The sequence below is a fragment of the Porphyromonas sp. CAG:1061 genome (assembly GCF_000435035.1).
Classification (GTDB): Bacteria; Bacteroidota; Bacteroidia; order Bacteroidales; family Porphyromonadaceae; genus Porphyromonas_A; species Porphyromonas_A somerae.
In genome coordinates, this window is sequence record NZ_HF988856.1 from 1 (window position 1) to 9,509 (window position 9,509).

At 48.0% G+C, this 9,509-nt stretch carries 9 protein-coding genes; 1 reads left to right on the forward strand and 8 read right to left on the reverse strand.

Annotation, left to right across the window (positions count from 1 at the left end; translation table 11 throughout):
* Positions 1 to 170: 170 nt before the first annotated feature.
* On the reverse strand, positions 171 to 563 hold the full coding sequence (locus QVO39_RS01305) for an HIT family protein (protein WP_018029135.1): 393 nt from the start codon (positions 561 to 563) through the stop codon (positions 171 to 173).
* A 12-nt stretch (positions 564 to 575) separates the two neighbouring features.
* Positions 576 to 1,046 carry a transcription elongation factor GreA gene (greA, locus tag QVO39_RS01310; RefSeq protein WP_018029134.1) on the reverse strand — a complete coding sequence of 157 codons (471 nt, stop codon included), beginning with the start codon at positions 1,044 to 1,046 and terminating at the stop codon, positions 576 to 578.
* A gap of 330 nt (positions 1,047 to 1,376) precedes the next feature.
* Here greA and feoB point away from each other — a divergent pair, with 330 nt between their 5' ends.
* Positions 1,377 to 3,863 (forward strand): ferrous iron transport protein B, encoded by a 2,487-nt coding sequence (gene feoB / locus QVO39_RS01315; protein ID WP_021902690.1) that lies wholly within the window; start codon positions 1,377 to 1,379, stop codon positions 3,861 to 3,863.
* 2 nt (positions 3,864 to 3,865) lie between these two features.
* On the opposite strand, the gene lpxB is transcribed toward feoB, so the two are convergent.
* The 6 genes from lpxB to meaB all read right to left on the reverse strand — a co-directional run bounded on the left by lpxB (position 3,866) and on the right by meaB (position 9,336).
* A complete protein-coding gene (lpxB, locus tag QVO39_RS01320) occupies positions 3,866 to 4,987 on the reverse strand; it encodes a lipid-A-disaccharide synthase (RefSeq protein ID WP_021902691.1) in 1,122 nt (373 codons plus the stop codon).
* Positions 4,987 to 5,754: a 5'/3'-nucleotidase SurE gene (surE, locus tag QVO39_RS01325; RefSeq protein ID WP_018029131.1), complete on the reverse strand. Its 768-nt coding sequence runs from the start codon at positions 5,752 to 5,754 to the stop codon at positions 4,987 to 4,989. The genes lpxB and surE overlap by 1 nt, the downstream gene beginning before the upstream one ends.
* Entirely contained in the window at positions 5,751 to 6,260 is a 510-nt protein-coding gene (locus tag QVO39_RS01330; protein ID WP_021902692.1) for an FKBP-type peptidyl-prolyl cis-trans isomerase, read from the reverse strand. Before QVO39_RS01330 ends, surE begins: the two co-directional genes overlap by 4 nt.
* Before the next feature lie 7 nt (positions 6,261 to 6,267).
* Positions 6,268 to 7,815 (reverse strand): glycine--tRNA ligase, encoded by a 1,548-nt coding sequence (locus QVO39_RS01335; RefSeq protein WP_021902693.1) that lies wholly within the window; start codon positions 7,813 to 7,815, stop codon positions 6,268 to 6,270.
* A gap of 68 nt (positions 7,816 to 7,883) precedes the next feature.
* Positions 7,884 to 8,237, reverse strand: coding sequence for a DUF6804 family protein (locus tag QVO39_RS01340; RefSeq protein WP_021902694.1), 354 nt, complete (start codon positions 8,235 to 8,237; stop codon positions 7,884 to 7,886).
* Positions 8,230 to 9,336, reverse strand: coding sequence for a methylmalonyl Co-A mutase-associated GTPase MeaB (meaB, locus tag QVO39_RS01345; protein ID WP_288171418.1), 1,107 nt, complete (start codon positions 9,334 to 9,336; stop codon positions 8,230 to 8,232). Before meaB ends, QVO39_RS01340 begins: the two co-directional genes overlap by 8 nt.
* Positions 9,337 to 9,509 lie beyond the last annotated feature (173 nt).

Here is a 9,509-nt window from a genome sequence, read left to right on the forward strand (position 1 = left end):
GGGCTTACACACTTTTTTGGGACAGTATCCTATGAACATTTAGGTTACGATGCTATCTTTAATGTGCTATTGTGGATGTGCTAAGATGGGTTTTGAGAGATAAAAGATGAGCTGAGAGTGGGCAATAGCTCACTCTCAGCTCATTTTTTGTTTTATTCCTTAGGGAGACTTTATAGGTTGGATTGGATTGCTGCGGCCATCTCCTTCATTTTTTCGGGATCGGGGTTAGGTACTTTGTGATTGAAGTCCATATCCTTCTCCTTCTGTATTGGGATCAAGTGTATGTGTGCGTGAGGCACCTCCAACCCCATTACTGCCATCCCGACGCGATTGCAGCTAGTTGCCTTCTTAATCGCAGCCGCCACCTTCTTTGCAAAGAGTATCATTTCCGATAGCTCTGCATCCTCTAGGTCAAAGAGGTAATTCTCCTCTCGCTTTGGCACCACTAGAGTGTGTCCGTATTGTACGGGGAAGGCGTCTAGGAAGGCACAGAAGTGCTCGTCCTCCGCTATAATGTAGCCAGGAATCTCTCCTTGGATAATTTTCGTGAATATCGTTGCCATAGATCAATTAGCTTATATGGTAATCTCTTCAATCTTAAACGTCACAATACCTGCGGGCACTTGTATCTCTACCACATCTCCCACCTTTTTGCCGATCAATCCCTTAGCTATCGGGGTAGAGATAGCCATCTTTCCCTTGCGGATATCGCTTTCGGTGTCGGAGACAATGGTATAGGTCTTCACCTGATTATTGCTCATATTACGAATGGTTACGGTGTTGAGCATCTGTACCGTCTCCGTGCCTATCTTTTTGGTGTCAATGATACGGATATTCTGTAGCTGCATTCTCAGCTGTGCAATCCTATCTTCTAGAAGTGCCTGCTTCTCCTTAGCGGCAGAATACTCTGCATTTTCAGAGAGGTCACCCTTGTCGCGTGCTTCGGCAATAGCCTGTATCACCTCTGGTCGTTCTATCTCCTCTAGCTTTCTGATCTCTTCAAGGAGGTTTTGGTATCCCTCCTCAGTCATATAGATGTAATCCATAAGTATCTCTATTTCTTAGTCCCTCTAATGGTAAAAAACAACAACTCCAAGCAAGGGGCACTCTTGTCCGCCTAACATGGAATCGCTACTACAAAGACCCTATCAAGGGTTAAAGTAATCTCTTCTCTCTAATCTTATATTACTACGTTCTCTCAATTAGTTAACTGCTACAAAGGTAACCTCTTTTGAGGACTGTGCCAAATATTTACTCTTAAATTCCCATTTTCTCTTCTGGCACGTAGGTATATAAGGAGTGCAAAAATACCTACAATTAGGTATTGAGGATCTCTGATAAAGAGGTTACTTTTGTGTCTAATTAAATACTGATCAATGAGACTATCTGAACTACATACGGGTGAGAGGGCAATTATTCTAAAACATCATACCGATAAGGCGTTTCGAAAGCGGTTGATGGAGATGGGGTTTATACCGGGAGAGGAGATTTTAGTGGTGAAGAATGCCCCGCTAAAGGACCCTGTAGAGTATCGTATTCTCAATTATGATGTGACGCTCCGACGGAGTGAAGCCAAGCTGATTGAAGTGGATCCGCTTCATACTACCGCGGCTCATAGGCGACAGCAAGGCGAAAGTGCTACTTCTTCGTTTTATCTATCTAAGGGGCATCACAATTCCAGTGAAAAGCAACGTCCGGAGCAACGAATTCGTGTCGCCTTTGTGGGCAATCCAAATTGCGGTAAGACCTCCCTCTTCAATGCGGCGAGTGGAGCTCACGAGCATGTGGGCAACTATAGTGGCGTGACGGTAGAAGCCAAGACGGCTACATACCGACAGGGTGGCTATACCTTTGATCTGATCGACCTGCCAGGGGCTTACTCTATCAGCTCGTATAGTCCAGAAGAGAAGTACATTAGCCAGTACTTGATGGGCGATGAGCGACCAGATGTGGTGGTCAACGTGGTGGACTCGACCAACTTGGAGCGCCACCTCTATATGACCGCCCAGCTACTTGAGACCAGTATCCCAGTAGTGGTGGCACTCAATATGTGGGACGAGTTGGAAGCCTCTAGCAGTGAATTAGATACCGAGCAGTTGACTCGTCTGATTGGAGTACCTCTCTGTCCTACCAATGGCCGAACGGGGCGTGGTATAAAGAACCTCTTTGAGCATGTAGCTACGATCTATAACAACCGTTCTCAGGAGCTTCGAGTGGTAGATATTCGTTATCGCCAAGAGGTGGAGACAGCAATTGCAGAGCTGAGCGAGTCACTTAGAGAGCATTGGCAGCAGTTCCCCCAAGTGGTACAAGAGTTGAGGCCACGCTATATGGCTATCAAGTTGCTGGAGGAGGATGAGGCGATGCAAGAGGTAGTTGCCATGCTACCCGATAGAGGTGTAGCCTTGCTGCACCAGGTGGCAGAGCTGAATGAGCAGTACGCCAAGCATACAGATAATGATATCCAGCACGATATCACCAATGGTCGTTACGGCTTTGTACGTGGCGCCTTGCAAGAGACTTACCGTACCAATTACGACTCCATCACCGAGCGTAATCGTAAGATCGACCATATATTGACCCACAAGATTTGGGGCTTCCCCATCTTTATTGCGGTTATATTCTTGATGTTCCAGCTCACCTTTATACTCGGCGAATATCCAATGAATTGGATAGAGTCGGGGGTGGCGTGGTTAGGCCAATGGATTGGCGAGCTGATGCCAGAGGGGATGCTCAAGGACCTATTAGTAGATGGTGTAATTGCTGGAGTAGGGGGTGTGCTCGTCTTCCTGCCTAATATCGTGATTCTGTATCTATGCCTTGCCATTATCGAGGATACCGGCTATATGGCTAGGGCCGCCTTTATTATGGACCGGCTGATGCACCTGATAGGATTGCATGGAAAGTCCTTTATCCCGCTTGTGATGGGTTTTGGTTGTAACGTGCCTGCGGTGATGGCTACACGTACTATAGAGAATCGTAATAATCGTCTCGTGACGATGCTGATTATCCCCTTTATGAGTTGTAGTGCCAAGCTGCCAGTCTACCTATTACTTGCTGGAGCTTTCTTCCCCCACAATGCAGGTTTGGTGCTCTTCGTGCTATACTTCTCTGGTATCTTGGTGGCGGTGCTGAGTGCATTGATATTTAAGCGACGCTTCAATACTGCTAAAGAGACCCCCTTTGTGATGGAGCTACCGCCTTACCGTATTCCTACGCTCAAAAGTGTATTACTGCATATGTGGGAGCGGGCAAAGCAATACCTGCAGAAGATGGGAACCGTGATTCTAGTCGCCTCTATCGCTATTTGGGCGTTGAGCTACTTCCCCAATGTTCATAAACTAGAGGAGCCGCAGCAAGATGCTCTTATTGCCCAACATATTGAGAAGGTTAGGGCACAAGAGCAGACCGATTTCGAGGCGATGGATCGTGACCATCAGCTCACCATGGTACAGCAAGAGTACTCACTCATTGGTCGCTTAGGACACGCCATCCAGCCCGTCTTTAAGTGGCATGGGTACGATTGGAGGATGAGCGTTTCGCTCCTCACAGGTGTGGCTGCAAAGGAAATCGTAGTGAGTACCATGGGCGTACTATTTACTGGTGATGGCGATAATGAGGCACTCCTTTCGAGTAAACTACAGAATGCCACTTACCCCGATGGGTCCAAAGTCTTAGACCCTGTGATAGCCCTTTCGTTTATGATATTTGTGCTGGTCTATATCCCTTGTATCAGCACGGTAGTAGCCATTGGTCGGGAGAGTGGGCGATGGAGATATGCCCTCTATAGTACCCTTTACTCCATCTCTGTGGGGTGGGTATTGGCACTACTGGTATCAGTAGTGGGACATTTGATCATATAAGTTTAGCGAGCTCTTGCCAATTCTAGAATAGCTTCAGCAGCCAACCTCGATGAGGGTTGAGCTGTCTGAAGCTTTTCTTTTATCTCCTGGTACTGCTCCAGCATCTTGCTTCGCTTCTCACCCTCCATAGTCAATGGGGCAAGGGCATTCCAGATCTTATCCTCCTTAAATAAACCGCCAAATAGCTCCTGCACCACAGGCTCATCGGCTACAAGATTTACGAGTGAAATATAGGGGGTTGTAAATAGATGCTTAAAGATAAAATTGGCTAGGTAACCCGCCCTTTGGGCATAGCAAACCACCTGAGGCGTGCCAAGAAGTGCTGTCTCAAGCGTGGCAGTGCCACTGGTGACCAGAGCAACCCTTGCCCCTTTCACTACCCGATAGGTGTCATCAAAGACTAGCTCCACCTCCTTCACTCCCTCTAGTAGAGGTGCATAGACCTCTCTAGGCAAGCTGCTCGTGCCAGCTATCTTGATATGAAGGTCGGGAAAAGAGTTAGCCACCTGTAGCATCGTCGGTAAGTTTTGATTCACCTCCGAGCGTCGACTACCTGGCAATAGAGCAATGTAAGGAGGGCAGCCAGTGGCTTCGTAACTATTCAAAAACTGCTGAACTTGCTCTAAGGTAGGATTGCCAATATACTTTACCTGGTCCAACTGCTGTTGCTGGAAGAAAGGTATCTCAAAGGGAAAAATGGAGAGAATGAGGTCTGTATCTGTACGAAGTCTCTTGATTCGTCCCTTCTTCCACGCCCATACCTTTGGGGGGATGAAATAGACGATTTTTGTCTGTGGAAGCTGTTTGCGTACAAAGGGCAATACATACTGAAAGCAGAAACTGGCATAGTCGGTGCAGATAACCACATCGGGACGGGTGTCGATCAGTGTCGTTTGGAGTGCCTTGCCCGCCTCGCGGATGGTGCCGATATTCTTTGCTACATCCACAAAGCCCATAAAGGCGAGGTGCTCCGAAGCGATCACACACTCACCACCCACCTCTCTCATACGTGGGCCTCCCATAAAAGTAAAATAGGCTGAGGGGTCTAGACTCCTCAGCTCTTTCATTAATCTTGAGGTGTGGAGGTCTCCACTAGCCTCACCTGCGACCAGAAAGTAGTTCATTACTCGTCCCAGTGCTTTATTTGTTGGATAAATTCGTAGTCCGTCACATCAATATTACAGGGAACGATCGTGGCATATCCCTTCTTCAGGAGCTGGATATCCCAGTTTTGATTGATCGGCTCCGCCAGTTTAATACTACCCGATAGCCAGTAGACATCTCTACCTGTCGGAGTGGTTTGGCAGACATATTCATTGACATACTTACCATCGGCTTGGCTACAAACCCTTAGCCCCCTCACCTCAGGCACATTGGGGACATTCACATTGAGATAGACTCCCTTCGGGATCCCCTCCTTCAATATCTTACGAGCAATCGTGCGGGCAAAGCGACAACAGTCCAAGTAATCACTCTCCTGATCTCCTTGTAAAAGCGAGATAGCAAAGGAGGGAATGTTGAAAATAGTTCCCTCAATCGCTGCACCTAGGGTGCCAGAGTAGTTCACGGCAATACCCTCATTGCCACCATGATTGATGCCCGCTACCACTAGGTCGGGTAGGGTGGGGAGGATCTCATTCAAGGCGAGCTTCACACAGTCAGCTGGTGTGCCACTACAGCTGTAAATCGTCAGTCCTGGCTCCGTCTCCACCATATTGAAGTGGATCGGTATCGAGGAGGTGATGGCGCTAGAGGTACCACTCCGAGGACCATCGGGTGCCACCACCACGATATCCCCGAGGTCTCTCAACGCGGTATAGAGCTCCTCAAGCCCCTTGGCAAATACCCCGTCGTCATTACTCACCAGTATCAGAGGCCTTTTGCTAATCATTGTACTGGTATCTCTAGTAGTTTGATATCAAAAATCAGCGTAGAGTAGCCAGGAATCTTATTGTATTGGGTATAGGCACCATAGCCTAGCTGGTAAGGCACTACCACCTCCCAATGATCCCCTACATTCATCATCTGTAGGGCATACTGCACCCCAAGTACTAGTTTGTTGACAGGGCTAGTAATCTCCCCCTTCTCCTGAAATATCTCACCTGAAATAAAGCGACCACTCAGCTCCATCTTCACCGTACTCTCCTGATATGGATAGCTAGGATTCTGCTCCTTCGAGCCTTCAAGAACCTTGTAGTAGATATGGTAATTTGTATTGAGGAAGTTACTCTCCGTATACCCCTTTTCCACCGCTTTCTCTATGAAAGCATCATTCTCCTTCTTGTAGTTACTCTCCTCCATTGGCTGCTCTACATTGCAGCTAGAAAGCGAGAGGAGTAGGGCGCCCAATGCCACAGTCCATAGCTGTACAAGGGTGAGATTCAGTACTCTCTTCATAATCTATTTATATTTTCTTGAGCAATGACTGCATACTCACACTCTCCTCGATGATGTGGCGAAGTTCACCGATCTCCACACGCTCCTGCTCCATAGAGTCGCGGTGGCGTATCGTCACCTTGCCATCCTCGATACTCTCGTGATCCACGGTCACGCAGAATGGCGTACCGAGTGCATCCTGTCTACGGTAACGCTTTCCGATAGAGTCCTTCTCGTCATAATCACAAGGGAAGTGAAACTTCAGGTCGTCAACGATCTGCTGTGCTAGCTCTGGAAGACCATCCTTGCGTACCAATGGTAGTACCGCTACCTTCTTAGGCGCCAAAGCAGCTGGCAAACGAAGGACCACACGTACCTCACCATTCTCTAGCTGCTCCTCATCGTAGCAACCAAATAGAATACTGAGGAAAAGTCGGTCCACCCCGATAGAGGTCTCCACTACATAGGGTACATAGCTCTCATTAAGCTCAGGATCAAAGTAGCGCATCTTCTTACCCGAGAACTCCTCATGACGCTTCAGGTCAAAGTCGGTACGTGAGTGAATACCCTCTACCTCCTTAAAGCCAAACGACATCTCAAACTCAATATCTGTTGCAGCATTAGCATAGTGAGCTAGCTTCTCATGATCGTGGAAACGATACTTGTTATCCCCCAAGCCTAGAGCCTTGTGCCAGCGTAGTCGACGCTCCTTCCACTTCTCGTACCACTCAAGTTCTGTACCTGGGGCTACAAAGAACTGCATCTCCATCTGCTCAAACTCACGCATACGGAAGATAAATTGGCGAGCCACAATTTCATTACGGAAGGCCTTACCAATCTGTGCAATACCAAAAGGCACCTTCATGCGGCCACTCTTCTGCACATTGAGAAAGTTGACAAAGATACCTTGAGCTGTCTCCGGACGTAAATATACCTTCATAGCACCCTCCGACGTAGAGCCCATCTCAGTGGCAAACATCAGGTTGAACTGACGTACATCGGTCCACTCCTTAGAACCACTAATAGGATCCACAATCTCACAATCCACAATCAATTGCTTGAGGGCTGCGAGGTCGTTGTCCTCCATTGACTTTACATACCTGCTGTGCACCCCATCATACTCCTCTTGGTATCTGATTACCCTTGCGTTCGTTGCACGGTATTGAGCCTCATCAAAGGCATCGCCAAAACGCTTGCGAGCCTTCTCAATCTCCTTATTGATCTTCGCCTCAATCTTATCTAGATGCTCCTCAATCAGCACATCAGCACGATACCGCTTCTTCGACACCTTATTGTCAATCAGTGGGTCGTTAAAAGCATCCACGTGTCCCGAGGCTTTCCAGATCGTTGGGTGCATAAAGATGGCCGAGTCAATACCTACTACATTGTCATTGAGCAGGGTCATGGCATCCCACCAGTACCTCTTGAGATTGTTTTTGAGTTCTACACCATTCTGACCATAGTCGTATACTGCCCCTAGACCATCGTATATCTCCGATGAGGGGAATACAAAACCATACTCCTTGCAGTGCGATATAATCTTCTTAAATATATTGTCAATCTCTTTCTGTGCCATTGTCACCTAATAAATATTTGTTTCTTATTCTTTTACCAACTACAAAGATACACATTTTCCTCCCAAAGTTACTCCTTTGGTACCTCGTCCTCCTCTTTTCGGGTGATAATAGTATCATCAATAGGCGTTTTGAGCGAAATAAAGTAGAAGAGCGCCATGGTGATGATATGTGCCACGATCCAGTAGACATGGTCCACTCTGATAGGCACCACGGGATTGTAGAGCAGACCAACCAGTGCCATGAGGCACATCAAGAGGGTCACCGCCTTTTTCTCGCGATAGCTGCGGAATACATAGTAAAAAGCACCACCGCAGATGAATACTTGGCAAACACTCTCAAGGAAGGGAATGTGAATCCGCTCAATGAAGAGCAACACCAATGCCGATAAGGCAAATACCAGGTAAAGTGACTTATTATTCATCTTCTAGTTTCAGTCCTTCGTAAAATAGATTGAGTAGCTTATTAGCCCCCACAAACGAACTCATTTTATCCTCCAAAATCGCACGCTCCACCATAGGAAGCTCCTCTTGGATTGCAGGATTGGAGTAGAAGCTATTTTTAAGGGCTTCATTGATACTCTCGTACATCCAGTACTTTGTCTGCTCATTGCGGTGGCGGTAGAAGTAGCCATTATCCTTTACAAAGGCTATGAAGCGATCAATCATGCTCCACACCTCGTCGATCCGTAGGTCGTAAAACCCAGAGTAGGTGAGCACCTCGGGTGTCCAACCACTCTCTGCTGGTGGAAAGAGGTGCAGTGCATTGCGGAAGTGCTGTGCCGCCAACTCTGCCGGCTTAATATTGTCACCATCTGCCTTGTTGATCACAATGCCATCGGCCATCTCCATAATTCCACGCTTAATCCCTTGCAGCTCATCGCCAGTGCCAGCCAGCTGTATCAAGAGGAAAAAGTCGACCATCGAGTGCACCGCCGTCTCCGACTGACCTACACCCACCGTCTCCACGAAGATGGTATCAAAGCCAGCTGCCTCGCAGAGGATAATGCTCTCGCGAGTTTTGCGGGCTACACCGCCTAGCGAGCCAGCCGAAGGGCTAGGTCGGATAAAGGCATCCTCCTCCTTCGAAAGTCGCTCCATACGAGTCTTATCACCTAGGATACTCCCCTTGGATCGCTCGCTCGAGGGGTCAATGGCAAGCACTGCCAACTTATGTCCCCCCTTCACTACATGCATTCCAAAGGCATCAATAGAGGTACTCTTACCGGCTCCTGGCACGCCTGTGATGCCAATGCGGACCGACTTTCCAGAGTAGGGGAGGCATCGCTCGATCACCTCCTGTGCCTTTTGTCGATGTTCGGGCAAACGACTCTCCACCAGCGTCACCGCTTGCGAAAGCATCGCTCTATCTCCCGCCAAAATACCCTCCACATACTCATCTGTAGAGAGCAGACGGCGACGGCGTGGCTTGAAATAGGGGTTGACAATCGGGGCATGGTTCACACCACTATTCACCTGTAGCCCTTTGTAATCACCAGAGTTTTCGGGGTGTTGATAGCTCATATAGTTTCTATTTATTGCGTTACTACTCTCAACAAAGGTACCAAATAGCCACAAGATTAACCACCCCTCCACCCAGATATTATAGGGGTTACGCATTAGAATGGCCTTACCATAGGGCTTTCATAGGTGTATCTATAGGGGAGGACCCCGGCTGAGGGGTCCGTGTTAAATAG